We start from the raw sequence: 25,388 nt of genomic DNA, 5'->3' as shown, positions 1-25,388 counted from the left end.
AGCGGTTGCGCGCGGCATCACCCTGATTCACCCACCTCATACTCCCCGATGTACCTCGCGCGCGGGCGGATCAGCCGTCCGTCGCGCGTTTGCTCCATCGCATGAGCGATCCAGCCGACCACCCGCCCCACGGCGAACAGCGTGAACGCCGCGCCGGCCGGCAACCCGAGTCCCCGCTCGATGGCGACGAGCGCGAAGTCGACGGTCGGTTCGGCGCCAGTCGTGTCACGCACCGCACGCGCGAACCGCAGCACGTCGTTCAGCGGCGAGCGGGCCGGCGCGCAGTCGGCGAGCATCTCCAGCAGCAGCCGCGCACGCGGATCGCCGTCCGGATAAAGCGGATGGCCGAAGCCCGATAGCACCGGTCCCTGCGCACCCTGTTCGTGGCGCGCGAGACGGTTCGCCAGATAGCGGTCCAGATCGGGCGCGCGCGCCGCTTCATCGAGCAACGCGGCGATGCGCACCGTCTCGCCGCCGTGACGCGGGCCGGCAAGCGCCGCGAGTCCGCCCGCCACCGCGCCGAACAGGTGCGTACCCGTCGACGTGATGCAGCGGACCGTGAACGTCGACGCATTGAGTTCGTGATCGGCGCAGGCGACCAGCGCCGCGCGCAGCAGCGCGCTCTGCTGCCGGTTGCGCACCTGCCACGTGGCGGCGAGCTGCCGGTGCAGCGGTTCGTTCGACGGCGCCGACGGCAGCATCGCGGCGGCCAGCAGCCGCATGACGGCGCATGCGGTGTCGAGTTGCGCGTCGCGGCCGAGCGCCCACACGCGCGGTATCTGCGCCGCGGCGGCCGGCAGCAGCACGAGCGCGCGATCGAGCGGCGTGCTGTCGCTCCAGAGCTTGAGCCACGCGCTCCATTGCGCGGGGGCGAGCGGCACGGCCGGTGCATCGGCGATGCGCCGCACGCTGCATTCCCACAGCAGCGCCGCGACGTCTTCGAGCGATGCACTGCGCGCGAGCGCCATCGCATCGTGTCCGCGATACAGGAGACGCCCGTTCGCGACCAGCGTGATCGACGATTCGAGCACCGGCACGCCCCAGTCGAGCACCTTCTGCGCGACCTTGCCCGCGCGTTTGCCATCCGCCTTGCGGCGCGCGAGGCGGCGCACCTCGGCGGCATCGTAGAGCCGATGGCGGCCCTGCGCGTCGGGCGACGAGCCGAGCATGCCGCGGCTCACGTACGCATACAGCGTGGGCAGGCTGACGCCGAGCGTCGCGGCGGCTTCGGCAGCGGTGAGGAAAATCGGGCTTGACATGAAAATGTGCGGAAACCGAAGAAATCAATATATATTGATTATCATAATCAAGATTGATTACGGCAAGGCGAAATTCTAGACTCGGGTCACTTCCTTTCTGTCCGCGTTTCGAACGCGCCCCATGCCATGACGCCCGAACTCGCTCTCAAACATATCTGGACCCTCGCCGGATGCGATCCGGTCGTGCTGCACTCCGTTTCGTTGAGCGGCGCGGACCCTGGCCTGCCGTCGGTCTACCGCGTCGGCAGCCTCGCTTCGGCCACCATCGCCGCGACGGGTCTCGCCGCGGCTGAATACTGGCGCTTGCGCACGGGGCGCCGGCAGCACGTGTCGGTGCAGATGCGGCGCGCGCTGGCGGCGTTTCGCAGCGAGCGCTATCTGCGTATCGACGATGGGCCGCCCCTCGTGCTGCGCGACCCTGTGACCGGTTTCTACGAGACACGCGACGGCCGCTGGATCCAGTTGCACACGAATTTCGCGCATCATCTGCAGGGTGTGCTGCGGGTGCTCGGCTGCGAGAACGGGCGCGAGCCGGTGGCGGCCGCGATTCGCAACTGGGACGGCGCGGCACTCGATCAAACGCTCGCCGACGAGGGCCTGTGCGCCGCGCTGATTCGCACACCCGACGAATGGGCCGCGCTCGAGCAGGCGAAGGCGATTGCGGGGCTGCCGCTCTTCGAGATCGAGCGCATCGGCGACGCACCGCCCGAGCCGCCTGAGTCATCGCCGCGCCGCCTCGATGCCGGGCTCGAGCGGCCGCTCGCGGGCGTGCGCGTGCTGGACCTGTCGCGGATCATCGCGGGACCGGTGGCTGGCCGTGCCCTCGCGCATCATGGCGCGGACGTGTTGACGATCAACGGCCCGCATCTGCCGAACATTGCGCCGCTCGTGATCGACAACGGCCGTGGCAAGCGTTCGGCCGTCGTCGACCTGCGCGACGCGGCCGGATGCGGGACGCTGCGCGGGCTCGCGGGCGGCGCCGACGTGTTCCTGCAGGCGTATCGTCCGGGCGCGCTCGCGGCACGCGGCTTCGGTCCGGACGAACTCGCGCGGCTGAGGCCCGGCATCGTGTATGTGTCGGTGTGCGCGTATGGGCACACGGGGCCGTGGTCGCAGCGGCGCGGATTCGATAGCCTCGTGCAGTCGGCGAGCGGCATCGCGTGGACCGAGCGCGCGGCGGCAGGCTGTGCCGAGCCGCGGCATCTGCCGTGTCAGGCGCTCGATCACGCGACCGGTTATCTGGCCGCGTTCGGCGCGATGGTCGCGCTCGCGCGGCGGGCCAGCGAAGGCGGCAGCTGGCATGTGAGGGTGTCGCTCGCGCAGACGGGGCGCTGGCTTCAGTCGTTCGGGCTGTTGTCCGAGGGGCAGCAGGCGCCCGACGTTTCGCTCGACGAGATAGGCGATTGCGTCGCGAGCGTGCAATCCGAATTCGGGCGCGTGCTTGGGGTGCAGCCGGCGGAGGAACTGGAGGAGACGCCCGCGTTTTATGCGCTGCCGCCGGCGCGTATCGGCGCGCATGAGGCTCGGTGGACGTGACGGCTGGGCCTGTTCACGCTAATGACGGACTTGCGCTGGCCGCCAGAACGGCCGAGCGCAAGGAATGCGACGAAGGCGATACCACCACCCACCCACCACCCACCGCGCCTACTTCCTCAGTTCCGCCACGAAATCGTAGTAATCGTTGCGGCAATACGTGTCGGTCAATTCAATCGCCCGCTGATCGGCCGTATAACCGACGCGCGTAATCAGCAGCAGCGCCTCGTTCGGCGCAATGCTCATCTGCTGCGCGATTTCCTCGCTCGCGTTCACCGCGCGGAAATGCTGCAGCGCGCGCACGATCGTCAGTCCGCGATTCTCGAGGTAGGTGTAGAGCGAATCGCCGATTGCCTGCGGATCGGGAATCACCGCCGCCGGAAACGTGGAGTTCTCGACCGCCATCACGATGCCGTCGGCCAGCCGCAGCCGCCGCAACCGCGTCACCGCCGCCGCCGGCGACAGGCCGAGCTGGATCACTTCATCGCGATTGGCCGGCGAAATTTCGCGCGACAGCCACTTCGAACTCGGCGTGAAGCCGCGCCGCCGCAGCATTTCGCTGAAGCTCGACAGACGCGACAAAGGGTCTTCGTAGCGCGGCGTGATGAAGCTGCCCGCGCCCTGAGTGCGGCGGATCAAACCCTGCTCGACGAGCAGCGCGATCGCCTTGCGCGACGTGATGCGCGACACGCCGAGCGCCTCGGAGAGCACGCGCTCTGAGGGCAGCGCCTCGCCGGCATTCCAGCGGTTTTCGTGGATCGCGCTGCCGAGCTTGCGGGCGAGTTGCAGATAAAGCGGCGTGTCGTTTTCCGGGTCCGGGCGCAGGTCGCGCCAGCGGTCTTCCGAGGCAGAGGTCATGGGGCTCACGCAAGATGGGCAAGCGGCAATTCTAGAACATCGGCGCGCCGCGTTATAGCGGGCTTTTGCCAGGCGCACCGCCGCGAGGCCGCCGAGCCGCTAAACTCGTTGCTAGTTTTTTCGTAGCATGCGTCGCGCCGTGATGCGCCGTACCGTGTCGTGCCGCGCGATGTGCGTGCCGCACGGTGAGCATGCCGCGCAACGCATCGCATTGGATCGAGCCACTTCGAGGAGTCAGCATGACGAGCGATATCGCAAGCGTGAGCCTGCCTGGCGGCGAGCGCATTCCGGCATTGGGGCAAGGCACGTGGGAAATGGGCGAGAGGCCGGCGCAGCGCGCGGCGGAAATCGATGCGCTGCGCTGCGGCATCGAGCTCGGCATGACGCTGATCGACACGGCCGAAATGTACGGCGACGGCGCGACCGAGTCGCTGCTCGCCGAAGCGCTCGCCGGCTTACGCGACAAGGTGTTCGTGGTGAGCAAGGTGTATCCGCACAACGCGAGCCGGCGTGGCGTGATCGCAGCCTGCGAGCAAAGCCTCAAGCGTCTGAAAACGGATCGGCTCGATCTGTATCTGCTGCACTGGCGCGGCTCGGTGCCGCTCGCCGAAACCGTCGATGCGTTCGAGGCGCTGCGCCGCGCGGGCAAGATCCGCCACTGGGGCGTGAGCAACTTCGACACCGACGACATGGACGAACTCGTCGCGACGCCGGGCGGCGACGCATGCGCGACCAATCAGATTCTCTACAACGTGGCGCGCCGTGGCCCGGAGTTCGATCTGCTGCCGTGGCTCGCCGCGCGCGGGATGCCGGCGATGGCCTACAGTCCGGTCGATCATGCGCGCCTGCCGAAGCGCTCGCCGCTCGATGACATTGCCGACGCGCGCGGCGTCTCGGTGTTTCAGGTGGCGCTGGCGTGGGTGCTGGGCAAGCCGGGTGTCTGCGCGATTCCGAAGGCGGGGCACGTCGAGCATGTGCGTGATAACCATCGCGCATCGCAACTGAAGCTGGAAGCCGCTGAACTCGCCGCGCTCGACGCGTATTTCAAACCGCCGCGCAGCAAGCGTCCGCTCGAAATGCTGTGAAGGTGGGTGCAAGCCTGAGCGCGGCCGCCGCTTGCGATGCGGCGGCGCGCTTCATGGAGGGCGTTGACGGTCCCGCAGGGGACCCCGGCGATGCCGTTGCGCTTAGGTGCAGGCGTGGTGCAGGTGCACGGAGCCGAGCACGGCGACTTCGGCGGGCGTGTGCTTGAGGGAGTCTTCGTCGACCTGGGCGGCATCCGCGAGGAAGTCGTCGATGAGCGACGACACCGGCACATTGCTCAGACACAGCGACACGCGCTGCGTCTCGTTGGCGGGCATGGTGGCGCGCTGGCCGAGGAACAGCACCCCGTACTGATAGCCGTGGATGATGCCGCGGATCGCGCCGACGCATCCGGCTTGCGCGGCGTTGTCGTTGCGCTGCTTGCACATTTGCACGAGGGTGTAGGCCGAGAACGTCGGGTCGACCGGCGGCGCGGCCTGCGACATGGTTTGCCGCATCTGCTGGGACGAGGCGGGCGCCGGCGTTTGCGCATTGGCGAGCGATGCGAGGCCCAGTGCGGCGGCCATCAGCACGGCGGCGGCCGCGCGTGTCGCGGAGGGGGGGACATTTCGTTGCATGTTGTGGGCCCTCATGTCGATTGTTGAATCTGATATGAGGCGATCGTCTCGGATTGGTTCCATAACACTCGCACGCAATGGAGGTTGTGTTCCCACCGCCTGTGGCGCGGTTCGCGTGACGGTCCGGCGATTGCCGTTGCGCGCTCTGTCGCGTTCCATTGGCGCTCGTGCCGAAGGCGGGCGGGTCGCTCCGACCGGCTTCGGGCGGTGACGTTCGACCCGGGGGACCGGGACGTCACCGTCGTTGCCGGCGGATAGCGGACAGTATGCCGGTACATGCCGCCGGCGGGTAGAGCACGGGCCCACTATCCGTGGCTCGTGCGACGTCGAGCCATCGCGTCGGCGCGATGGAGCCGGGCAACGGGGTTACGGAAAATTACCCGCCATCATGCGCCGCGTCGCCAGGATTGCCGCTGTCCGCCGGCTTGCCCGCGCCGTTATCGCGTGCGCTGGTTTGCAGCGCGCGCAACGTATCGACGGGGATATGGCAGCGTATCAGGTGCGCGCGAGCCTGCGCCGGGTCACCGCCCGCATCGAGAAAAGGCGGATCCTGCTGCTCGCAGATCGCGCCTAGCTTGCGCGGACAGCGCGTGTGAAAGACGCAGCCCGACGGCATGGCGCCCGCGCCCGGCAGCTCGCCGGACAGATGGATGCGCGCCGGCTGCCGCCGCTCGTCGCCGGGCGCGCCATCGCCGTGCAGCGTCGGCACCGCGGAGAGCAGCGCCTCGGTATACGGATGCTGCGGCCCGTCGAACACCGCGGCGGCCGGCCCGATCTCGAGCAGCCGGCCGAGATAGAGCACCGCGATGCGATCCGACACGTAGCGCACCACGTGCAGATCGTGCGAGATGAACACGTAGCTGACGTCGCGCTCGCGCTGCAGGTCGGCGAGCAGGTTCAGGATCGCGGCCTGCACCGATACGTCGAGCGACGAGGTCGGCTCGTCGCAGACCACGACGCGCGGCTCGCCGGCAAACGCGCGCGCAATCGCGACGCGCTGCTTGAGTCCGCCCGACAGCTGCCGCGAGCGCGAATCGAGATAGCGCTCCGGCAGACGCACGGCGGCGGTCAAGGCAGCGAGCCGTTCGTCGATCGCGGGACCGCGCAGCGCCGTGAAGCGTGTGAGCGCGCGGCCGATCAGCCGCTTCACCGAATGCGCGCGATTGAGCGCCGAGTCCGGATTCTGGAACACGATCTGCAGCGACTTCAGTTGCTCGCCGCTGCGGCGCGTGACGCGTGCGGCGAGCGGCGCGCCGTCGAGTTCGAGCACGCTGCCCGCATCGGGCGTGAGCAGGCCGAGCATCAGCTTCGCGAGCGTCGTCTTGCCGCTGCCCGATTCGCCGACGAGCCCGAGCGTTTCGCCGCTCGCGAGTTCGAGCGAAACATCGTCGACCGCGCGCAGCGGCGCACCCGACACGTGGAACGTCTTCGACAGATTCCGCGCGCGCAGCACCGTAGACGACGGCTCGCGTTGCCGCGCATCGCCTGCATCGCGCGCGTCATTGGGCAATACCGCGGGCAATGCGGCGGGCAATACAGCGGGCAACGCATGGGGCGATGCACCGGACACTGCATCTGACACCGCATCAGGCAGGCCATCAGGCAGGCCATCGGGCAACATGCGAGGCAACGTATCAGGTAACGCATCGTGCGACGCGGGGGGCGCTTCGGGCGCATTCGACGCCGCGCGCGGCAATTCGATCGCGCGTTCGTGATAGTGACAGCGCGCCATCTGGTCGCCGTGCGCCGCGCAGAGCCTGTAGGGTGGAGGCGCTTCGCGACGGCAGCGATCGTCGGCGAGACGGCAGCGTTCCGCGTAGATGCAGCCTTGCACGACCGAGCCCGGCAGCGGCAGGCCGCCCGCGATCGTATCGAGCCGTTCGCTGTCCTTGCTGCGCCCGGCGCCCGGCAGGCACCGCAGCAACCCCACGGTGTAGGGATGACGCGGCCGCGTGAAGACGTCGCGCGTCGCGCCTTCCTCGACGAGCTTGCCCGCATACAGCACACCGACGCGCTCGCACATGCGCTCGATCACCGCGAGGTTGTGGCTGATGAACAGCACCGCGGTGCCGAGCTCCTTGCGCAGTTGCGCGACGAGGTCGAGCACTTCCGCTTCGACCGTCGCGTCGAGCCCGGTGGTCGGTTCGTCGAGAATCAGCAGGGCGGGGTTCGACGCGAGCGCCATCGCGATCACGACGCGCTGCTGCATGCCGCCCGACAATTGATGAGGATAGCTGTCCATCACGCGCTCGGGCGCGGCGATGCGCACGCGCCTGAGCATCTCGAGCGTGCGTTGCAGCGCTTCGTCGCGTGCGGCGCCGGCCGCTTCGAATGCTTCGGAGACCTGTCGCGCGATCGTCAGCGACGGATTCAACGCGCGCCCCGGATCCTGATAGACCATCGAGATCGTCGTCGCGCGCATGCTGCGCAGCGCATCGGCGCCGAGCTTCTGCACGTCCTCGCCGGCGATCACGATCTTGCCCGCTTTCACCTTGCCGTTGCGCGGCAGATAGCGCAGCGCCGCCATCGCGACGGTCGACTTGCCGCAGCCCGACTCGCCGACGAGCCCATACGCTTCGCCGCGGCGCACGCGAAACGAGATGTCCTGCAGCACGTCGCGGTCGCGTCCGCGCACGCGGTACGCGACCGTCAGGCCGACGATGGTCAGCGCGTCGGTACGATCGCTCCTCGACACGTCGAAGGCCGCGAACGCCGCGGAGGAGGAGGGCTGCGCGTTCATCGGTCGAGCACTCCCTGCACGGCGTCGGCGATCAGGTTCACGCCGACCACCAGCGAGGCGATCGCGCCCGCCGCGAACACGACGGTCCACCAGGCGCCGCCCGCCATCAGCGTGTACGACTCGGACAGCGCGAGCCCCCAGTCGGCCGAGGGCGGCTGGATGCCGAAGCCGAGAAACGACAGCGTCGCGACCGCGAAGATCGCATAGCCGAGCCGCACGGTCGCTTCGACGACGATCGGCGGCAGCACGTTCGGCAGGATTTCCGCGAACATGATGTAGGGCGCGCGCTCGCCGCGCAGTTGCGCGGCGGCGACGTAGTCGAGATGCCGCTCGGCGAATACGGCGGCGCGTACGGTGCGCGCGGTGATCGGCGCGAACGTGATACCGATCACGAGGATCACCGTGAAGTTCGACGCGCCGAGCGCGGCGAGCGCGAGCAGCGCGACGATCACGAGCGGCAGCGCGAGCACCGCGTCGATCATGCGGCCCACGACGTTGTCGACCCAGCCCTCGAAGTAGCCGACGACGAGCCCGAGCACGGTGCCCGCCGCGGTGCCGAGCAGCGTCGCGAGCGGCGCGATCGTGAGGATGTCGCGCGCACCGACGATCACGCGCGAGAACACGTCGCGGCCGAGCTGGTCGGTGCCGAACCAGTGCGTGTGATCGGGTGGCGCGAGCGAGTTGAGCGGATCGGAGGCATACGGATCGAGAGGCACGAACCACGGCCCGGCGATGGCGCAGCCGATCCACCATGCGACGATCAGCGCGCCGACGACGAAGGTCGGCGAGCGCAGCAGCAGGCGCAGACGCGCAAAGCGGGGCTCGGCGCTGGAGCGCGGCGCAGAGCCCGGCGCAGGCGGTGTGGGCGGGCCGGGTGGCGTGGACGAAGCCGGCGGCAAGGTCGCGCTCATTGCGCGCTCCTCACCCGCAGCCGCGGATTGAGCAGCACGTGCAGCGCATCGGCGACGAGGTTCGCCAGCGTGTAGACCACGCCGATCGTCAGCACGCCCGCTTCGAGCATCGGAAAGTCCTTCGCCTTGGCTGCGTTGTAGATCAGCGAGCCGATGCCCTGGTAGTGGAACAGCGTCTCGACCACGACGAGTCCGCCGATCATGTAGCCGAGCTGCGTCGCGGCGACCGTGATGGTCGGCAACAGCGCGTTGCGCAAAACGTGGCGCCAGATCACGACGTGGCGCGGCAGGCCTTTGAGGATCGCGGTGCGCGTATAGTCGGCGTCGAGCGCTTCGACGGTGCCTGCGCGCGCCATCCGCGCGATATAGCCGAAGAAGACGAACACGAGCGGCAGCACCGGCAGCACCAGATACCGCAACTGCTCGAAGACGCTCGCGCCGGGCGGGTACGACGCTTCGATCGGCAGCCAGCGCAGCCAGACGCCGAATACGAGAATCAACGCGATCGACGACACGAATTCCGGCACCACCGTCGCTGACAAGCCCGCGATGCTGATCGTGCGATCGAGCCAGCGCCCCGCGTGCATCGCCGACCAGACGCCGCCCGCAATGCCGAGCGGCACGACGACGATGAACGCGAAGAGGCCGAGCTTCGCCGAATGCGCGAGCGCGTCGGCGATGAACGGCCCGACCGGTTCGCGGTACGCATACGAAAGTCCCATGTCGCCGCGCACGAAATGCGTGATCCAGTCGACGTATTGCGTGACGAGCGGACGATCCGCGCCGAGCTGATGATTGAGCGCGGCGACCGCGCGCGCATCGGCGAGCGGGCCGAGCACCGCGCGGCCGATATCGCCGGGCAGCAGCTGGCCGCCCGCGAAGACGATCAGCGACAGCAGCCACAGCGTGACAAGCGAGAGGCCCGCGCGCGTCGCGAGAAAACGCGCGACGCGGCCCGCGTTGCCGTTCGCCGCCGCTCGCGATGGGGAAGGGGACGCCTTGGCCGACATCGTGAACTCCTGCGCAAATGCCCAAACGCGCCGACGCTTACGCGCTCAGCGTCGCGCGGTCGAAATAGAGCTGCGCGAGCGCGGTGAAGCGCACGCCGTTCACGCCTTTGCGCATCGCGATCAATTGATCGTAGAAGAACGGGATGATGAGCGGCGTTTCGTCGAGCAGCAGCGTCTGGATCTGTCCGGAGATTTTCCTCTGCGTGGCGAGGTCGATCGCCGCGACGAACTGCGCGACCAGTTGATCGTATTGCGGATTCCTGAAGTGCGCGGCGTTCCACGTGCCGTTGCTCGTGAGCGGCGCGTTGAGGAACACGTTCGGCACGCCGCGATGGCCGTAGTCGGTGATGCCGAGCGGCGAGTCGAGCCAGTCGGATTTGCCCGGCGTGCCCGCGCCGTAGTAGAGCGACTGGCTTTCGACCTTCAGATTGATGCGCACGCCGATCGCCTTCGCGGCGTTCTGCACGACCACCGCGAGGTCGGGAATCTCCATGTATTTTTCGGTGGTCAGCGTGACGTCGAAGCCGTTCGGCACGCCCGCCTGCGCGAGCAGTTGCTTCGCTTTCGCGACGTCGATCCTGCGTTGCGGCACGCCCGCGTCCGACGACGGAAACACCGGCGCGAATGGACTATCGTTGCCGAGTTGCGCGCGGCCCTTGAAGAGGCCGCGCACGATCACATCGCGATCGAGCGACAGCGCGAGCGCCTGGCGCACCCGCTTGTCCTTGAAGAGCGGGCTGTCGTTGCGCATGTGAATCTGCCGGTGCGCGCTCGACTTCACACCAACGGCCTTGTAGTCGGGATTGTTCAGAATGCTCGCGCCGCCCTGCACGGTGAAGGTGCCCATCACGTCGGCCTGATGGCCCTGCAATGCAAGCAGCTGCGCCTGCTCGTCGGCGTAGAACGTGAACTGTACGCGTTGCGGTAACGCTTTTTCTCCCCAATAGTCGGGATTGCGTACGAATGAGGCGCCGATCTTCGGCTGATACTTCTCGAACCTGAACGGACCTGTGCCGATGAAGCTCTTTTCGTAATTGCCCGCGTAATTCGCGGGCAGGATCACGCCGTTGTAATTATCCGAAGAAACGTAGTACGGGAAATTGCCGTTCGGCGCATCGAGATGAAATTCGACCGTGTGTTCGTCGACCACTTTCGCGCCGCCCTTCGACAGCACCCCCTTCAAGACCGAGAGCGCGGCCGAGCCGCTCGCCGGGTCGGCGAGACGGTCGAACGTGGCGACCACGTCTTTCGCGCCGAAGCTTTGGCCGTCGTGGAATTTCACGTTGGGGCGCAGCTTGAAGGTCCACACGTCGCCCTTGTCGTTCGGCTTCCACGACAGCGCGAGCGCCGGCCTCAGCATGAGCTTTTCACCGTCGTCGTCGATCAGGAATTCGCCGGTCTGGTTCAGCAGCGCGAGGCTCGCGGCGTCGGTCACGGTGAGCGGATCGACGGCTCCCGCCGGCGTCAGATGCGCAACGCGGATCGTCTGGTTCGATGTGCCCGCTGCGCCGGGCGCGTTTTGCGCATGCGCGCGCGACATGCCGAGCAAACCGCCGCCCGCGAGCGCCAGACCGATCACGCTCGCGTGGCGCAGCAGCTCGCGCCGCGTGATGCGGCCGGCAAGGAATTCGTCGATGGCGTGGTTGCCGTAGGCGTCGGCGGTGGAGCGGGCTGCGTTCAGTGCTGGATGAAGTGCGAGAAATCGGTCCGCGGGTGTTTTCATCGATGGAGTGTCCAGTCCGTTCTGCTGCCGGTTCTGAAGCGTCGCGCGAGCCGCGCGACAGCGCGAGGTGCAGCGCGCTTTCGGGCCCGTGGCGTGTGGCCGCGGCGATCGGCGAAAGCGCAACGCTGCGCAATGCGGTTTCAGTGTAAGCGATTGCTTGCGGCTCTGGCGCGCTTGCGGCGTTGCGGGCTTGCCGATCGGCCGATAAAGGAGCCGCTGTGTGTCGTCACTGCAACGGTTGGCCCCGCGCTTGGCGTAACCGTTGCCGCAACCGCCACTGCCATGATTGCCGCGATGCGCAGCCGTCATCACGAACGAACCGTCAATGCCGCGTCGGAATCCTTACTGGTCGCACGATGCGCTTGCAGTGAGATTTACCATGGAGACTCTGGAGACTCGCGCCAGGCAGGGTCTTACCGCACCGCCGCATCCGGCCGGCGCCAGCGATGAAACAGCACCGAGCCGATCCAGCACGCCATGAAGGCCGCAACGATGCCGTAGCCGAGCGCGCCGAAATGATCGTTGATGCCCGCGACCGCATCCCAAACGCCCCCGCTCCAGTTGAAGTGCTCCGACAGCAGCCCCAATGCCTCGACGCCGCCGATCACGATCGCGACCATCGCGGACACGAACGTGATGCTCGCGTTGTAGTAGAGCTTGCGCTTCGGGTCGTCCATGGCCCAGCCGTAGGCGTGCACCATCAGCACGTTGTCGGTCGAATCGACGAGCGTCATGCCGGCCGTGAAGAGCGCCGGAAACACGAGGATCGAATAGAGCGGCAGGCCCGTGCTCGCCTGCGACGCGGCGATCGCGAGCAGGCCGATCTCGGTGGCGGTGTCGAAGCCGAGCCCGAACAGCACGCCGACCGGGTACATGTGCCAGCTTTTCGTCACGAGCCGGAACAGCGGCCGCAAGGCGCGCGAGAACAGGCCAACTGGCGCGATGGCGCCGGCGGACTGCGGCGCCGCTTCGCCCCCTTGTTGCGCATGCCGGTAGCGGCGCCAGACGTCGCGCAGGATCACGAGATTGACCGCCGCGAGCACGAGCAGAAACGTCGCGGAGACGAGGGTGCCGAGCGTGCCGCCGACTTCCTTGAAGCTCTCGAAGCGTCCGTGCAGCGAATGCGTGGTCCATGCGATGCCGAGCGTCGCCGCGATCACGATTGTCGAATGACCGAGCGAAAACGCGAGCCCGACGCCGAGCGGCCGCTTGCCGGTCTGCATGAGCTTGCGCGTGACGGCGTCGATCGCGGCGATGTGGTCGGCGTCGACCGCATGGCGCAGACCGAAGCCATACGCGAGCAGGGCGGTGCCGAGCAGCAGCGGATAGTGGCGAAACGCGACGAGCGCCCACGCCCATGCAGCGAGGTTGGCGGCGATCAGCACGGCATACAGCGTGACGAGGCGAGGGCGCAGCGAGGCGGTGGGCGTCATGAGGCGCGCAGACAATCGGGCAGCAATCGGGCAGGTTAGTCGGTGGGTCAGTGATCGTGCGGATGCTTGTGAATCGGATCGACCCAGTAGACCGCTTCGGGCTGTTCCACTGCGTCGATGTTCAGATTGACCACGACCGCTTCGTTGTCGCTGCGCACCAGCACACATTCGAGCGGCTCGTCGGTGCTTGCATTGATCTCCTGATGCGGCACATAGGGCGGCACGAAGATGAAGTCGCCGGGGCCGGCTTCCGCGGTGAATTCGAGGTGTTCGCCCCAGCGCATGCGCGCCTGGCCGCGCACGACGTAGATCACGCTTTCGAGCGCGCCGTGATGATGCGCACCGGTCTTCGCGTTCGGATGGATCGTCACGGTGCCCGCCCAGATTTTTTGCGCGCCGACGCGCGCCGCGTTGATCGCGGCGGCGCGATTCATGCCGGGCGTCTGAGCGGTGTTGGTGTCGAGTTGATCGCCGCGGATGACTTTCACGCCGTGCTCGCGCCAGTCGATCTGCGCGGCGGCCTCGTGCTCGGCCCGGTAATGCGGATGTTCGTGATCCTGGCTCATGGTGTCTCCTCCTCGGCGTGAGCGCCGTGTTCGAGTCCGTCGCTTGGGTTTTGCGCCTGGGTTTTGCGTTTCAGGGACGTGCTTCAAGCATCGTGTTTCAGTGCAGGCTATTAGCAGAGGGCTCCATTGAAGCTCGTCCAGTCAGGCTGTCCGACATTCTGGCACGTTCAAAAAACGTGTGCGTGATGCAGCGCCGCGCGCGAACAGCGCCGCGAAAAAAAGCCCGCTCACACGGAGCGGGCTTCGAGCCGTTGGCGTCGACGGCGGCATCGTTGCTGGCATGCAGCGCGGCAAAGGGCTGGCTTGCCGCGCCCGACACCGCCGCGCCGGCGTCATTGCTTCTTCGCGTTGATCACGGCTTCGGCGACGTTGCTCGGCGTTTCGGCGTAGTGCTTGAACTCCATCGTGTAGGTCGCCCGGCCCTGGGTGGCCGAGCGCAGCGACGTCGAGTAGCCGAACATCTCGGCGAGCGGCACTTCCGCGCGCACGAGCTTGCCGCCGCCGCCCGCGATGTCTTCCATGCCCTGCACCATGCCACGCCGGCTCGACAGGTCGCCCATCACGTTGCCCATGAAGTCTTCGGGCGTTTCCACCTCGACGGCCATCATCGGTTCGAGCAGAATGGGCCTGGCCTTGCGCATCGCTTCCTTGAACGCCATCGAGCCGGCCATGCGGAACGCGTTTTCGTTCGAGTCGACATCGTGGTACGAACCGAACGTGAGCGTCACCTTCACGTCGACCACCGGATAGCCCGCGAGCACGCCGGCCTTCAGCGTTTCCTGGATGCCCTTGTCGACGGCCGGGATGAATTCGCGCGGAATCACGCCGCCCTTGATCGCATCGACGAACTCGTAGCCCTTGCCCTGTTCAGCCGGCTCGAGCGAGATCACCGCGTGGCCGTACTGACCACGCCCGCCCGACTGCTTGACGAACTTGCCTTCGACGTCCTCGACCTTGTTGCGCACCGTTTCGCGGTAAGCCACCTGCGGCTTGCCGACGGTCGCTTCCACGCCGAACTCGCGCTTCATGCGGTCGACCAGAATTTCGAGGTGCAGCTCGCCCATGCCGGAGATGATCGTTTGGCCCGATTCTTCATCCGTCTGCACGCGGAACGACGGGTCTTCCTGCGCAAGACGGTTCAGCGCGATGCCCATCTTTTCCTGATCGGCCTTGGTCTTCGGCTCGACGGCCTGCGAGATCACCGGGTCGGGGAAGATCATCTTTTCGAGGATGATCACATGGTTAGGATCGCAGAGCGTGTCGCCGGTGGTGGCTTCCTTCAGGCCGACCGCCGCGGCGATGTCGCCCGCATAGACCTCCTTGATTTCCTTGCGCTCGTTCGCGTGCATCTGCAGGATGCGGCCGAGGCGCTCCTTTTTTTCCTTGATCGCGTTGTAGACCGTGTCGCCCGAATTGACGACGCCCGAATACACGCGGAAGAAGATCAGCTGGCCGACGAACGGGTCGGTCATGATCTTGAAGGCGAGCGCCGAGAACGGATCGTCGTCGTTAGGATGCCGTTCGATCTCCTTGTCGTGCTCGTCGTGACCGGTGATTGCGGGCACGTCGACGGGCGAGGGCAGATAGTCGATCACCGCGTCGAGCATCGCCTGCACGCCCTTGTTCTTGAACGCACTGCCGCACAGCATCGGCACGATCTCGTTGGCGATCGTGCGCGCGCGGATGCCGTGCTTGATTTCTTCTTCGGTCAGGTGGTGCTCGCCGCCCAGATACTTTTCGAGCAGCTCCTCGTTCGCCTCGGCGGCGGCCTCGACCATCTTGTCGTGCCATTCCTTCGCGGTGGCCGCGAGTTCAGCCGGAATCTCGCGGTACTCGAACTTGATGCCCTGGCTGGCGTCGTCCCAGTAGATCGCCTTCATCTTCACGAGATCGACCACGCCCTGGAAATGCTCTTCCGCGCCGATCGGAATCTGGATCGGCACGGCGACCCCCTTCAGACGCTCGCCGATCTGCCGCTGCACGCGGAAGAAATCGGCGCCGACGCGGTCCATCTTGTTGACGAAGGCGATGCGCGGCACCTTGTACTTGTTCGCCTGGCGCCACACGGTTTCCGATTGCGGCTGCACGCCGCCGACCGAGTCGTAGACCATGCACGCGCCGTCGAGCACGCGCATCGAGCGCTCGACTTCGATCGTGAAGTCGACGTGGCCCGGGGTGTCGATGATGTTGATCCGATGCTCGGGATAGTTGCCGGCCATGCCTTTCCAGAACGCGGTCGTGGCCGCCGACGTGATCGTGATGCCGCGCTCCTGCTCCTGTTCCATCCAGTCCATCGTCGCCGCGCCGTCGTGAACCTCGCCGATCTTGTGGGTCACGCCGGTGTAGAACAGGATGCGTTCAGTAGTGGTGGTTTTGCCGGCATCGATGTGAGCGCTGATGCCGATATTCCGGTAGCGCTCGATGGGAGTCTTGCGGGGCACGTGAACCTCCTTGGAATGGCGCGCCTGAAACGCATGCCGGGCGGCCGTTGGGGCCGCCCGGGAAGTCTGGATGCTGCTGGATCGAGATTACAAGGATAGCGCGTCGGTTGGTCTTTTGCATGAATCCTGCTGGCGGGCGGGAGGCGGGTTCGCGCGTGGCTGCGCGAACGAAAAAAAGCCGGCGCCCGTGGCAGGCGCCGGCTTTTTCTGGAAACGCGCTGGAACGGCGGGGCGGCGTGGAGCGCCGCCCGATGTGCGGCAGGACGCGCTGTTCATCCCGCCGCCTGCCGGTTTCGCCGCGCGCGTGAGCTTACTGCGTCATCCCCGGCACCGGCGGCAAACCCTGAATCTGCATGCCCGGCTTGATGCCCTTCGACGTGAACCAGCCCTTGCTCATCTCGAGCGCGAACACGCCGTTGTGCGTCGGGCAGTGGTTGTTGGTGGTCTCGGCCTGCATCTCGTCGATGTCGGTGATCGTGCCGTCGGCGCGCATGAACGCGATCGACAGCGGGATCAACGTGTTCTTCATCCAGAAGCAGTGGCCCGCGTTCTCGTTGAACACGAACAGCATGCCTTCGTTCGGGGCGAGATTCGTGCGGTACATCAAGCCCTGTTCACGGTCCGCGTCGTTGGCGGCGACGGCCGCGTCGATCACGAACATGCCCGCGGTCAGCTTGACGCGCGGAAATTCACTCGGCTGCTTGGCGCCCGGTGGCATCTGCTGCGCATGGACGGGGGCGCTGGTGGCCGCGAACGAGATTGCCGCGAGCGGCAGTGCAACGGCAATAGCGAAACGCGCCATCAACGAGCGCATGGAAAATCGCACGGCATGACTCCTTGCTCAAATTAATTCGCGCATGTTACGCGAGCGCGTCAAAAACAAAAAGGCAGATCGCCTTGCGGTGATCTGCCTTACAACGCCGTAAGAACGGCAATGAAGCGAGTTCTTGACTGCGTTTTTACAACAAACTTACTCCGACGCTGCCGAAGCTGCAGCAGCAGCAGCTGCCTTCTTGTGCGACTTCTTGTGAGCGTGGTGCTTCGTGGTCTTCTTTGCCGACGAAGCTGCTGCTGCCGGCGCTGCCGAAGCTGCTTCCGGTGCCGAAGCTTGTGCGAATGCTGCCGTTGCGAAGAGGCCAGCGACCAGAGCGGCGATCAGTTTGTTCATTGTGTGAATCCTCAGCTTGAGTTAATTAACCAAATGACCCGGCTTATATAGAGTCATGTCGGTAAACGTGCCATCCACCTTTCGGTTGACAGATGCATCGAACAAATTTTTTTCGATGCGTCTGCTAGCGTTCAGACTTTCGTACTCGCCGCGAAAACGGCGTATGCAAAGGTCTTTAAAGCTGAATGCCGGATAGCTTCGGGGCATCTGCGTCGAATAACGTATGGCACTGCAGAGCGGTTGACGCGAATTCCACGGAAAATTTTTGTCGCGATGCACATGATGAAAATGCGGCGCGACGGCTTTTGCAAGCCTGTGTGCTTCATCTTTTCGCGCGCGTTTCACGCATTGGTTTCACGCGCGATTTTGTTTGTCGATACAACGAGTTACTGCGATTGATGCCAGCGCGATTCATGGCTGAAATGCATGACGTCCCGATGCATTCGCAGGTTCAGACGACGCCGTCCCACGGTGCATTCGATCGCAACTCGACACTCTCGCCCGGTTGAAGTCCAAGTGAAAAAATGTCAAGCGCGCCGACGCCGACGCGCACGAGACGCAGTGTCGGAAAACCCACCGCGGCTGTCATGCGCCGTACCTGGCGGTTCTTGCCTTCGGTGATCGACAACTCGATCCACGTGGTCGGGATCGCGGCGCGATAGCGGATCGGCGGGGTGCGCGTCCAGAGCATGCTGCCTGGTTCCACATGATTCGCGCGACACGGGCGCGTCACGTAGTCGCCGAGATCGACGCCGCTCGCGAGCTTCTTCAACGCGGCCTCGTCGATCGCACCTTCCACTTGCGCCCAATAGCGCTTGACGAGTTTGTGACGCGGCTCGGCGATACGTGCCTGCAACGCGCCGTCGTCGGTCAGAAGCAGCAGGCCTTCGCTGTCCGAATCGAGCCGGCCCGCCGGATACACGCCGGGCACCTTGACCCAGTCGGCGAGCGACGCGCGCGTTTCGTGCGGCGAGAATTGACAGATGGTGCCGAACGGCTTGTTCAGTGCGAGAAGGCGCATAGGAGAGAAGGATAAAGTCGCGCAAGTCGCGCGGACGGGGACGCGGCCGGGCGCATTGGCGCACACTGGGGCGCATCGAAGCGCATCGAAGCGCATCGAAGCGCTTCGATGTGCGTCACGCAAACGTCACGAAGCGTGGCGAAAGCGCAGCGTGAAAATCTGGCGACGGCATCCGGCAAGCATCGTGAGCGTGGTCTGTCGAAGCCATCGTCCGGTCGTGGATGGCGCGATGATAATGCATAAACCGGGACAACGATTCTTGTGTCTTATAGAAGAGTGCAGCACTCTCCGGCGTGCGTTCATGTTGGAAAACCCCGAGCCATGGCCGCCTCGCCGCGCGCGAGGCGTGGGCTAGAATAGCGGCCAGGCCGCTCGCGGGCGTCCGGCATTGCGCGGCGAGGGGCGCCCCCTTGCGCAGTCTCCCATCAGCTTTTGCACAGCTTTCACTGGAGTCCGATCATGCCGTATCAGCACATCAAGGTTCCGACCGGTGGCGACAAGATCACTGTCAACGCCGATTTCTCGCTCAATGTTTCCGACCAGCCGATCATTCCGTACATCGAGGGCGACGGCACGGGTCTGGACATCACACCGGTCATGATCAAGGTCGTGGATGCGGCGGTCGAGAAAGCGTACGCGGGCAAGAAGAAAATCCACTGGATGGAAATCTACGCGGGCGAAAAGGCGACCAGGGTGTACGGCCCGGATGTATGGCTGCCCGATGAAACGCTGCAGGCGGTGAAGGAATACGTCGTGTCGATCAAGGGGCCGCTCACCACGCCGGTCGGCGGCGGCATCCGCTCGCTGAACGTCGCGTTGCGCCAGGAACTGGACCTCTACGTGTGCCTGCGGCCGGTGCAGTATTTCAAGGGCGTGCCGTCGCCGGTGCGCGAGCCCGAAAAGACCAACATGGTGATTTTCCGCGAGAACTCGGAAGACATCTACGCGGGCATCGAATGGGCGGCTGAATCGGAGCAGGCGAAGAAGATCATCAAGTTCCTGCGCGAAGAAATGGGCGTGAAGAAGATCCGCTTTCCCGATTCTTCGGGCATCGGCATCAAGCCGGTGTCGCGCGAAGGCACCGAGCGTCTCGTGCGCAAGGCGATCCAGTATGCGCTCGACAACGAGCGCCGCTCGGTCACGCTCGTGCACAAGGGCAACATCATGAAGTTCACCGAAGGCGCGTTCCGCGACTACGGTTATGCGCTCGCGCAGAAGGAGTTCAACGCGGAGCTGATCGACGGCGGTCCGTGGATGAAGGTCAAGAATCCGAAGACGGGCGGCGACATCGTCGTGAAGGACGTGATCGCCGACGCGTTCCTGCAGCAGATTTTGCTGCGCCCGGCCGAATACGACGTGATCGCCACGCTGAACCTGAACGGCGACTACGTCTCGGACGCGCTCGCGGCGCAGGTAGGCGGCATCGGCATCGCGCCGGGCGCGAACCTGTCGGATTCGGTTGCGATGTTCGAAGCGACGCACGGCACCGCGCCGAAATACGCGGGCAAGGACTACGTGAATCCGGGTTCGGAAATTCTCTCGGCGGAAATGATGCTGCGCCATCTCGGCTGGACCGAGGCGGCGGACCTGATTATCAGCTCGATGGAAAAATCGATCCTGCAAAAACGCGTGACCTATGACTTCGCGCGCCTGATGGAAGGCGCAACCCAGGTGTCGTGCTCAGGATTTGGGCAAGTGATGATCGAGAATATGTGATTCATGCGCTGGGATTATCCAGCATGCATTGCAATACCCCGGCGCGATGACGTGACCGGGGTATTTTTTTATCCGGAGATTCCGCGCGTTTTTCTCAAGCCGGAAAATCCGTGCGGCCAACAGGTCTTGAATGACGTAAGAATTACGCCGCATAAAAAGAAACCCGGCGCGAAGCCGGGTTTCAAAAAGGACGGGTAACGAACCGATTCAGACGGGTGCCTGAATGTTCGATGCCTGTTTGCCTTTCGGGCCTTGCACGACCTCGAAGGTGACCTTCTGGCCTTCCTTGAGCGTCTTGAAGCCATTCATCTGGATCGCCGAGAAGTGTGCAAACAGGTCCTCGCCACCCTCGTCAGGCGTGATGAATCCGAAACCCTTTGCGTCGTTAAACCATTTGACCGTACCAGTTGCCATTTCCAACTTCCCCTGTAACTCATGTCACTACCACGAGCCCTCGAAAAGCCACGACCGCGTGAAGCAGCCGCTCCCTCCTCACAAGCTCACCATCGGCATTTTTTCGAAATTATGGCTTGGTGAAAAAAGTGCCAGCTTGATTGTTGGGGCTCTTTATTCGAGTGTCAAGAAAATTTTGAGATGCCGTTGCCGCGTTGCAAACAGGCCGCTTTCCAGGGTTTTTCCCGCTTCCGTTATGTGCGGTTGCGCAAGCGGCGCGTCTTGAAAAGTCGCATAATCGACCCACATGCCGGACTGTGGGCGAGCCGCCGGAACCGGCCGCGGCGAGCGCTCCCAACCGGCTGCGGCAGGTTATGCGATACTCGATCCGACCGCGGTGCAACACGCACCGCGCAGCATGACAGGATAGGGGCCGGCTCCGCAATCGGCCCGTCGAAAACGCGCGGGCCCGGGCATTCATGACCATGTCGTGACTGACCGGCCGCAGCGAACGGGCTCATCGGCCGCGGGCCGGGTTTTGACAGGATTGCGGGCCTGTCCTAGTTGTTTAGAATGGGTGTATGGCGATTATCCCGGACAAGCAGGACGGCACCGTACTGGAGCGGCAGGAGCAGAAACTCAAGCCGCCGTCCATGTACAAGGTAGTGCTGCTGAATGACGACTTCACGCCGATGGAATTTGTCGTGATGATCGTGCAGGAATACTTCAATAAAGATCGTGAAACCGCAACGCAGGTTATGTTGAAGGTACATCGCGAAGGCAGGGGAGTTTGTGGGGTCTATACGCGGGACATCGCGTCGACCAAAGTCGAGCAAGTCGTTACCCACGCACGGCAGGCCGGGCATCCGCTGCAGTGTGTGATGGAGGAAGCATGATTGCCCAGGAACTGGAAGTCAGCCTGCACATGGCGTTCATGGAAGCGCGCCAGGCAAGGCACGAGTTCATAACGGTCGAACATCTTTTGCTCGCCCTGTTGGATAACCCGACGGCGGCGGAGGTGTTGCGTGCATGCGCGGCCAATATCGAGGATCTGCGCCAGAACCTGCGCAACTTCATTCATGACAACACGCCGACCGTGCCGGGCACGGACGACGTCGACACGCAGCCCACGCTTGGTTTCCAGCGTGTGATCCAGCGCGCGATCATGCATGTGCAGTCCACCTCGAATGGCAAGAAGGAAGTGACCGGCGCCAACGTGCTGGTTGCGATCTTCGGCGAGAAGGATTCGCATGCGGTGTACTACCTGCAGCAGCAGGGCGTCACGCGTCTGGACGTGGTCAATTTCATCTCGCATGGCATCGCCAAGACGAGCAGCACCGACCCCGCGAAGGCGAGCGACGCGAATGCCGAGGCCGACGAGGCCGCCGCGCAGAAAGAAACGCCGCTCGCCCAGTTCACGCAGAATCTGAACCAGATGGCGAAGGACGGCCGCATCGATCCGCTGATCGGGCGCGAGTCGGAAGTCGAGCGCGTGGTGCAGGTGCTGTGCCGCCGGCGCAAGAACAATCCGCTGCTGGTCGGCGAGGCGGGAGTGGGCAAGACCGCGATCGCCGAAGGGCTCGCCTGGCGCATCACGCGCGGCGAAGTGCCGGACATTCTCGCGGATGCGCAGGTGTACTCGCTCGACATGGGCGCGCTGCTCGCCGGCACCAAGTATCGCGGCGACTTCGAACAGCGCCTGAAGACGGTCCTGAAGGAGTTGAAGGAGCGTCCGCACGCGATCCTGTTCATCGACGAAATCCATACGCTGATCGGCGCGGGCGCCGCATCGGGCGGCACGCTTGATGCGTCGAACCTGCTCAAGCCGGCGCTCTCGTCGGGCACGCTCAAGTGCATCGGCGCGACCACCTTCACCGAATATCGCGGCATCTTCGAAAAAGACGCGGCACTCTCGCGCCGGTTCCAGAAGGTCGACGTGACCGAGCCGACCGTCGAGCAGACAGTGGCGATCCTGCGCGGCCTGAAGTCGCGCTTCGAGGAGCACCACGGCGTCAAGTATTCGTCGGGTGCGCTGTCGGCGGCGGCTGAGCTGTCGGCGCGCTTCATCACGGACCGTCACTTGCCGGACAAGGCGATCGACGTGATCGACGAAGCGGGCGCGGCGCAGCGCATTCTGCCGAAGTCGAAGCAGAAGAAGACCATCGGCAAGAACGAGATCGAGGAAATCATCTCGAAGATCGCGCGCGTGCCGCCGCAAAGCGTGTCGCAAGACGATCGCAGCAAGCTGCAAACGCTCGACCGCGACCTCAAGAGCGTGGTGTTCGGGCAGGACCCGGCGATCGACGCGCTGTCGGCCGCGATCAAGATGGCGCGCGCGGGCCTCGGCAAGCTCGACAAGCCGATCGGCGCGTTCCTGTTCTCCGGGCCCACGGGTGTCGGCAAGACGGAAGTGGCGAAGCAGCTCGCGTTCACGCTCGGCATCGAGCTGATCCGCTTCGACATGTCGGAATACATGGAGCGTCACGCGGTGAGCCGGCTGATCGGCGCGCCGCCGGGCTACGTCGGTTTCGACCAGGGCGGCTTGCTGACCGAAGCCGTCACGAAGAAGCCGCACTGCGTGCTGCTGCTCGACGAAATCGAGAAGGCACATCCGGACATCTTCAACGTGCTGCTGCAGGTGATGGACCACGGCACGCTGACGGACAACAACGGCCGCAAGGCGGATTTCCGCAACGTCATCATCATCATGACGACGAACGCGGGCGCCGAGGCGATGGGCAAGTCGGTGATCGGCTTCACGAACCGCCGCGAGGTGGGCGACGAGATGGTCGACATCAAGCGCATGTTCACGCCGGAGTTCCGTAACCGTCTCGACGCGACGATCAGCTTCCGTGCGCTCGATGAAGAAATCATCATGCGCGTGGTCGACAAGTTCCTGATGCAGCTGGAAGATCAACTGCACGAGAAGAAGGTCGACGCGCTCTTCACCGACGCGCTGCGCAAGCATCTCGCCAAGCACGGCTTCGATCCGCTGATGGGCGCGCGGCCGATGCAGCGCCTGATCCAGGACACGATCCGTCGCGCGCTCGCCGACGAGCTGCTGTTCGGCAAGCTCATGAACGGCGGTCGCGTCACGGTCGACGTCGATGCGGAAGACAAGGTGCAGTTGACGTTCGACGAACATCCGGCGCCGCGCAATCCGAATCCGGAAGCGGTGGAAGTCGAGTAAGACGTGAGGGCGGCGTTGCTTGATGCCGCTTGATGTCGCTTAAGACCAGCTTGATGCTGGTCGAACCGGAAGCAGAACGGCGCGGGTTTTATCCCGCGCCGTTTTTTTTACGCTTTGGTTTTCCGCTGGCGGTGCGCGCTAAAAAACGCAGCCGCCGCCGAAGCAAACCATCAATGCTTGCCGGTGCTGCCAAACCCGCCCGCACCGCGCACACTTTCCTCGAAGTCATCGACGATATTGAACTCGGCCTGCACGACCGGCACGATCACGAGTTGCGCGAGGCGTTCCATCGGATTCAGCACGAACGTCGTTTCGCCGCGATTCCATGTCGAAATCATCAATTGCCCCTGGTAATCGGAATCGATCAGGCCGACCAGATTGCCGAGCACGATCCCATGCTTATGGCCGAGGCCCGAGCGCGGCAGAATCATCGCGGCATAACTGGGATCGCCGACGTGAATCGCAAGACCGGTCGGCACCAGCGCTGTTTCGCCGGGCTTGAGCGTCAACGGTTCGTCGAGGCAGGCGCGCAGATCGAGGCCGGCGCTGCCGGTCGTCGCATAAGCCGGGAGCTGTTCGCGCATGCGTTGATCGAGAATCTTCAGGTCGAGTTTCATTCAGGTTCGGTAGTTGGGTTGGGGTAGTCGTTGGAGCGGGCGGCGCGCCGGCAAAGGCGCCGTCAGGCCGCCGTATTCGAGCCGAGCTGGAACGCCTCGGCGAGAAGTTCATAGGAGCGCAGCCGCGCGCGATAGCTGCCGGCGACCGTGAGCACCATCAGTTCGTCGGCCTGGAACTGCTCCTGCAAGGCCGTGAGCCGCTCGACGACGCTCCCCGGCGTGCCGATGATGCTGCGCGGTTTTTCCCGATCGATCACGAGTTGCTCACGCTCGCCGTATTCCTGTGCGACGCCCTGTTCGATCGTCGGAATCGGCTCGTTGAGGCCGTACGCCATCTGCACGCGACGCAGATCGACGGCTTTTTCGAGGTCGGCCGCTTCCTGCTCGGTATCCGCGCAGATCACGAAAACCGCCGCGGCGAGATACGGTTGCGACGCTTCCTGGCTCGGCTGGAAACGCTCGCGATACGCGAGCGCGACCTGCTTGCCGAAATGCGCGTTGATGAAATGCGCGAACGAAAAGCGCAGGCCGAGCTGTGCCGCAAGCAGGCCGCCGAATTCGCTGGAGCCGAGCACCCACAACTGCGGGTGCGTGTCGATTTGCGGTTGCAGCAGCACGCCTTGCGCGAGGTGGTCGGCGGGGAGCGCGCCGTGCATGAGCCCGAGCAGATCGGCCACCTGTTGCGGGAAAATTTCGCCGCGATTGTAGGCGCCGGCGGCCACCGCCTGCGCGGTGCGCATGTCGCCGCCCGGCGCGCGTCCGACACCGAGGTCGATGCGGTTCGGGAACAGCGCCTCGAGCATCATGAACTGCTCGGCGACCTTGAACGGGCTGTAGTACGGCAGCATCACGCCGCCGGAGCCGAGGCGAATGCGTTTGGTCACGCTGCCGAGGCGCGCGAGCATCACTTCGGGGCAGGGGTTCGACACGCCACGCAGGCCGTGGTGCTCGGCGCACCAGTAGCGCGTGTAGCCAAGGTCGTCGGCGAGTTGCGCGAGGTCGACGGTGGCGGCGATTGCGTCCACCACCGAATGCCCGGCGATCACCGGCGTTTGATCGAGCACGGAAAGCAGCGTCATGTCAGTAGTGCTCCGGATGATTCCGTTCGCAAGACAACGTGGGCGGTGGCCGTGAGAGCACGCCGCCTG

21 protein-coding genes are annotated in these 25,388 nt (G+C 65.0%); 5 read left to right on the top strand and 16 right to left on the bottom strand.

Annotated features, from left to right (window positions below; all coding sequences use genetic code 11):
* Positions 1–17: 17 nt before the first annotated feature.
* Entirely contained in the window at positions 18–1,259 is a 1,242-nt protein-coding gene (locus tag B9Z01_RS32160) for a citrate/2-methylcitrate synthase (protein ID WP_085489582.1), read from the bottom strand.
* 126 nt (positions 1,260–1,385) lie between these two features.
* On the opposite strand from B9Z01_RS32160, the gene B9Z01_RS32155 reads away from it, so the two are divergent.
* Complete coding sequence (locus B9Z01_RS32155) at positions 1,386–2,795, top strand: CoA transferase (protein WP_085489581.1); 1,410 nt, start codon at positions 1,386–1,388, stop codon at positions 2,793–2,795.
* A 108-nt stretch (positions 2,796–2,903) separates the two neighbouring features.
* On the opposite strand, the gene B9Z01_RS32150 is transcribed toward B9Z01_RS32155, so the two are convergent.
* Positions 2,904–3,650 carry a GntR family transcriptional regulator gene (locus tag B9Z01_RS32150; protein ID WP_042321463.1) on the bottom strand — a complete coding sequence of 249 codons (747 nt, stop codon included), beginning with the start codon at positions 3,648–3,650 and terminating at the stop codon, positions 2,904–2,906.
* Between the two features lie 239 nt (positions 3,651–3,889).
* Between B9Z01_RS32150 and B9Z01_RS32145 the strand changes: the two genes are divergently transcribed.
* Positions 3,890–4,735, top strand: a complete 846-nt coding sequence (locus B9Z01_RS32145; RefSeq protein WP_085489580.1) for an aldo/keto reductase — start codon at positions 3,890–3,892, stop codon at positions 4,733–4,735.
* A gap of 102 nt (positions 4,736–4,837) precedes the next feature.
* Here the strand turns inward: B9Z01_RS32145 and B9Z01_RS32140 are convergent, their stop codons facing one another.
* From B9Z01_RS32140 to B9Z01_RS32085, 11 genes are all read right to left on the bottom strand, one after another.
* Positions 4,838–5,311 carry a hypothetical protein gene (locus tag B9Z01_RS32140; protein ID WP_085489579.1) on the bottom strand — a complete coding sequence of 158 codons (474 nt, stop codon included), beginning with the start codon at positions 5,309–5,311 and terminating at the stop codon, positions 4,838–4,840.
* A 376-nt stretch (positions 5,312–5,687) separates the two neighbouring features.
* A complete protein-coding gene (locus B9Z01_RS36470) occupies positions 5,688–8,051 on the bottom strand; it encodes an ABC transporter ATP-binding protein (RefSeq protein ID WP_244196207.1) in 2,364 nt (787 codons plus the stop codon).
* On the bottom strand, positions 8,048–8,962 hold the full coding sequence (locus tag B9Z01_RS32125; RefSeq protein WP_085489578.1) for an ABC transporter permease: 915 nt from the start codon (positions 8,960–8,962) through the stop codon (positions 8,048–8,050). The genes B9Z01_RS36470 and B9Z01_RS32125 overlap by 4 nt, the downstream gene beginning before the upstream one ends.
* Positions 8,959–9,972 (bottom strand): ABC transporter permease, encoded by a 1,014-nt coding sequence (locus B9Z01_RS32120; RefSeq protein WP_085489577.1) that lies wholly within the window; start codon positions 9,970–9,972, stop codon positions 8,959–8,961. The genes B9Z01_RS32125 and B9Z01_RS32120 overlap by 4 nt, the downstream gene beginning before the upstream one ends.
* A 37-nt stretch (positions 9,973–10,009) precedes the next feature.
* The gene (locus B9Z01_RS32115; protein ID WP_085489639.1) at positions 10,010–11,695 is read right to left on the bottom strand and encodes an ABC transporter substrate-binding protein; all 1,686 of its coding nucleotides are present in this window, start codon (positions 11,693–11,695) and stop codon (positions 10,010–10,012) included.
* Between the two features lie 413 nt (positions 11,696–12,108).
* On the bottom strand, positions 12,109–13,128 hold the full coding sequence (locus B9Z01_RS32110) for a HoxN/HupN/NixA family nickel/cobalt transporter (protein WP_085489576.1): 1,020 nt from the start codon (positions 13,126–13,128) through the stop codon (positions 12,109–12,111).
* 47 nt (positions 13,129–13,175) lie between these two features.
* The gene (locus B9Z01_RS32105) at positions 13,176–13,694 is read right to left on the bottom strand and encodes a cupin domain-containing protein (protein WP_085489575.1); all 519 of its coding nucleotides are present in this window, start codon (positions 13,692–13,694) and stop codon (positions 13,176–13,178) included.
* 332 nt (positions 13,695–14,026) lie between these two features.
* A complete protein-coding gene (gene fusA, locus B9Z01_RS32100; RefSeq protein WP_085489574.1) occupies positions 14,027–16,135 on the bottom strand; it encodes an elongation factor G in 2,109 nt (702 codons plus the stop codon).
* A 310-nt stretch (positions 16,136–16,445) separates the two neighbouring features.
* Positions 16,446–16,961, bottom strand: coding sequence for a DUF192 domain-containing protein (locus B9Z01_RS32095; protein ID WP_085489573.1), 516 nt, complete (start codon positions 16,959–16,961; stop codon positions 16,446–16,448).
* Positions 16,962–17,105: 144 nt separating this feature from the next.
* On the bottom strand, positions 17,106–17,303 hold the full coding sequence (locus B9Z01_RS32090) for a hypothetical protein (protein WP_085489572.1): 198 nt from the start codon (positions 17,301–17,303) through the stop codon (positions 17,106–17,108).
* A 451-nt stretch (positions 17,304–17,754) separates the two neighbouring features.
* Positions 17,755–18,324 (bottom strand): pseudouridine synthase, encoded by a 570-nt coding sequence (locus B9Z01_RS32085; protein WP_085489571.1) that lies wholly within the window; start codon positions 18,322–18,324, stop codon positions 17,755–17,757.
* Positions 18,325–18,783: 459 nt separating this feature from the next.
* Here B9Z01_RS32085 and icd point away from each other — a divergent pair, with 459 nt between their 5' ends.
* Entirely contained in the window at positions 18,784–20,040 is a 1,257-nt protein-coding gene (gene icd / locus B9Z01_RS32080) for an NADP-dependent isocitrate dehydrogenase (RefSeq protein ID WP_085489570.1), read from the top strand.
* A gap of 207 nt (positions 20,041–20,247) precedes the next feature.
* Here icd and B9Z01_RS32075 read toward each other — a convergent pair whose 3' ends face one another.
* Positions 20,248–20,454: a cold-shock protein gene (locus B9Z01_RS32075; protein WP_018421595.1), complete on the bottom strand. Its 207-nt coding sequence runs from the start codon at positions 20,452–20,454 to the stop codon at positions 20,248–20,250.
* Between the two features lie 560 nt (positions 20,455–21,014).
* Between B9Z01_RS32075 and clpS the strand changes: the two genes are divergently transcribed.
* Positions 21,015–21,329 (top strand): ATP-dependent Clp protease adapter ClpS, encoded by a 315-nt coding sequence (gene clpS, locus B9Z01_RS32070; protein ID WP_008919570.1) that lies wholly within the window; start codon positions 21,015–21,017, stop codon positions 21,327–21,329.
* On the top strand, positions 21,326–23,623 hold the full coding sequence (gene clpA / locus B9Z01_RS32065; RefSeq protein WP_085489569.1) for an ATP-dependent Clp protease ATP-binding subunit ClpA: 2,298 nt from the start codon (positions 21,326–21,328) through the stop codon (positions 23,621–23,623). Before clpS ends, clpA begins: the two co-directional genes overlap by 4 nt.
* 170 nt (positions 23,624–23,793) lie before the next feature.
* Here the strand turns inward: clpA and dut are convergent, their stop codons facing one another.
* Together dut and B9Z01_RS32055 are read right to left on the bottom strand one after the other, a co-directional pair.
* Entirely contained in the window at positions 23,794–24,240 is a 447-nt protein-coding gene (gene dut, locus B9Z01_RS32060) for a dUTP diphosphatase (RefSeq protein ID WP_085489568.1), read from the bottom strand.
* Positions 24,241–24,302: 62 nt separating this feature from the next.
* On the bottom strand, positions 24,303–25,319 hold the full coding sequence (locus B9Z01_RS32055; RefSeq protein ID WP_085489567.1) for an LLM class flavin-dependent oxidoreductase: 1,017 nt from the start codon (positions 25,317–25,319) through the stop codon (positions 24,303–24,305).
* Between the last annotated feature and the right edge of the window lie 69 nt (positions 25,320–25,388).

The organism is Paraburkholderia susongensis (assembly GCF_900177725.1).
Lineage (GTDB): Bacteria > Pseudomonadota > Gammaproteobacteria > Burkholderiales > Burkholderiaceae > Paraburkholderia > Paraburkholderia susongensis.
Note: the sequence above shows the minus strand (reverse complement) of the source record. Positions and strands in the feature narration are given on the sequence as shown.

What these genes read in the sequence shown, in the direction of transcription:
- B9Z01_RS32160 (WP_085489582.1), bottom strand. Translation starts at nt 1,259, where the DNA reads ATGTCAAGCCCGATTTTCCTCACCGCTGCCGAAGCCGCCGCGACGCTC.
- B9Z01_RS32155 (WP_085489581.1), top strand. Translation starts at nt 1,386, where the DNA reads ATGACGCCCGAACTCGCTCTCAAACATATCTGGACCCTCGCCGGATGC.
- B9Z01_RS32150 (WP_042321463.1), bottom strand. Translation starts at nt 3,650, where the DNA reads ATGACCTCTGCCTCGGAAGACCGCTGGCGCGACCTGCGCCCGGACCCG.
- B9Z01_RS32145 (WP_085489580.1), top strand. Translation starts at nt 3,890, where the DNA reads ATGACGAGCGATATCGCAAGCGTGAGCCTGCCTGGCGGCGAGCGCATT.
- B9Z01_RS32140 (WP_085489579.1), bottom strand. Translation starts at nt 5,311, where the DNA reads ATGCAACGAAATGTCCCCCCCTCCGCGACACGCGCGGCCGCCGCCGTG.
- B9Z01_RS36470 (WP_244196207.1), bottom strand. Translation starts at nt 8,051, where the DNA reads ATGAACGCGCAGCCCTCCTCCTCCGCGGCGTTCGCGGCCTTCGACGTG.
- B9Z01_RS32125 (WP_085489578.1), bottom strand. Translation starts at nt 8,962, where the DNA reads ATGAGCGCGACCTTGCCGCCGGCTTCGTCCACGCCACCCGGCCCGCCC.
- B9Z01_RS32120 (WP_085489577.1), bottom strand. Translation starts at nt 9,972, where the DNA reads ATGTCGGCCAAGGCGTCCCCTTCCCCATCGCGAGCGGCGGCGAACGGC.
- B9Z01_RS32115 (WP_085489639.1), bottom strand. Translation starts at nt 11,695, where the DNA reads ATGAAAACACCCGCGGACCGATTTCTCGCACTTCATCCAGCACTGAAC.
- B9Z01_RS32110 (WP_085489576.1), bottom strand. Translation starts at nt 13,128, where the DNA reads ATGACGCCCACCGCCTCGCTGCGCCCTCGCCTCGTCACGCTGTATGCC.
- B9Z01_RS32105 (WP_085489575.1), bottom strand. Translation starts at nt 13,694, where the DNA reads ATGAGCCAGGATCACGAACATCCGCATTACCGGGCCGAGCACGAGGCC.
- B9Z01_RS32090 (WP_085489572.1), bottom strand. Translation starts at nt 17,303, where the DNA reads ATGAACAAACTGATCGCCGCTCTGGTCGCTGGCCTCTTCGCAACGGCA.
- B9Z01_RS32085 (WP_085489571.1), bottom strand. Translation starts at nt 18,324, where the DNA reads ATGCGCCTTCTCGCACTGAACAAGCCGTTCGGCACCATCTGTCAATTC.
- icd (WP_085489570.1), top strand. Translation starts at nt 18,784, where the DNA reads ATGCCGTATCAGCACATCAAGGTTCCGACCGGTGGCGACAAGATCACT.
- B9Z01_RS32075 (WP_018421595.1), bottom strand. Translation starts at nt 20,454, where the DNA reads ATGGCAACTGGTACGGTCAAATGGTTTAACGACGCAAAGGGTTTCGGA.
- clpS (WP_008919570.1), top strand. Translation starts at nt 21,015, where the DNA reads ATGGCGATTATCCCGGACAAGCAGGACGGCACCGTACTGGAGCGGCAG.
- clpA (WP_085489569.1), top strand. Translation starts at nt 21,326, where the DNA reads ATGATTGCCCAGGAACTGGAAGTCAGCCTGCACATGGCGTTCATGGAA.
- dut (WP_085489568.1), bottom strand. Translation starts at nt 24,240, where the DNA reads ATGAAACTCGACCTGAAGATTCTCGATCAACGCATGCGCGAACAGCTC.
- B9Z01_RS32055 (WP_085489567.1), bottom strand. Translation starts at nt 25,319, where the DNA reads ATGACGCTGCTTTCCGTGCTCGATCAAACGCCGGTGATCGCCGGGCAT.